This is a genomic window from Robertmurraya mangrovi, assembly GCF_034427655.1.
Lineage (GTDB): Bacteria > Bacillota > Bacilli > Bacillales > Cytobacillaceae > Robertmurraya_A > Robertmurraya_A mangrovi.
Genome location: NZ_JAXOFX010000042.1, coordinates 1 through 1,080, shown reverse-complemented (window position 1 = coordinate 1,080; position 1,080 = coordinate 1). Strand labels below are relative to the sequence as shown.

The following is a 1,080-nucleotide window of genomic DNA, read 5'->3' as shown; positions in this document are numbered from 1 at the left end:
GCCTACATGAAGCCGGAATCGCTAGTAATCGCGGATCAGCATGCCGCGGTGAATACGTTCCCGGGCCTTGTACACACCGCCCGTCACACCACGAGAGTTTGTAACACCCGAAGTCGGTGGGGTAACCTACAAAGTTTACTTGTAAACTTACTGCGAAAGCATAAGCTAGGAGCCAGCCGCCTAAGGTGGGACAGATGATTGGGGTGAAGTCGTAACAAGGTAGCCGTATCGGAAGGTGCGGCTGGATCACCTCCTTTCTAAGGATTTTTAATCGAAAAGCGGAGGCGACTGTTCAGCCTCGACAAGCACTGTAGCTTCTGGCGGAAAGTCCTAAAGACTTTGACAGAAGAAGCGGAAGTGACTCGAGAGGCTAGGAGCCGGAGCTAGACATTACAAGAACGTGACGATATGATTTGTTCAGTTTTGAGAGAGCAATTCTCTTAAAAAAAGACTTCATTATATTTAGAAAGAATTATTATTAAATCTACCTTATAAATGAAGAACGTTGCTCCTGCGCCATAGCATATTCGAAGAGGTAACTCTTCAGCTCGTCGCAAGGCAGCATGATGTCAAGCCAAGATATCTATCATGATGTGATAGAAGTCAGTGGCCTTGTTCCTTGAAAACTAGATAATGATATTTGAAGAAGGCAAAAAGAATTACCGAGTAATCGCCATCTGAAAGATTTTCTCTAATTGATATTAGAGTTCTGATTAACCGTAGGTTAAGTTAGAAAGGGCGCACGGTGGATGCCTTGGCACTAGGAGCCGATGAAGGACGGGACTAACACCGATATGCTTCGGGGAGCTGTAAGTAAGCTTTGATCCGGAGATTTCCGAATGGGGAAACCCCCTATCCGTAATGGGATGGGATCCATATCTGAATTCATAGGGTATGGAAGGCAGACCCGGGGAACTGAAACATCTAAGTACCCGGAGGAAGAGAAAGCAAACGCGATTCCCTAAGTAGCGGCGAGCGAAACGGGATTAGCCCAAACCAAGAGGCTTGCCTCTTGGGGTTGTAGGACACTCTATACGGAGTTACAAAGGAATGAAGTAAACGAATCGGTCTGGAAAGGCC

General features: G+C 46.6%; 2 rRNA genes. Both read left to right on the top strand.

The window, feature by feature from the left end:
* Nucleotides 1-257: ribosomal RNA gene (locus tag SM124_RS23945) — 16S ribosomal RNA — on the top strand; the annotation flags it as partial.
* A 465-nt stretch (nucleotides 258-722) separates the two neighbouring features.
* Nucleotides 723-1,080 (top strand): 23S ribosomal RNA (locus tag SM124_RS23940); the annotation flags it as partial.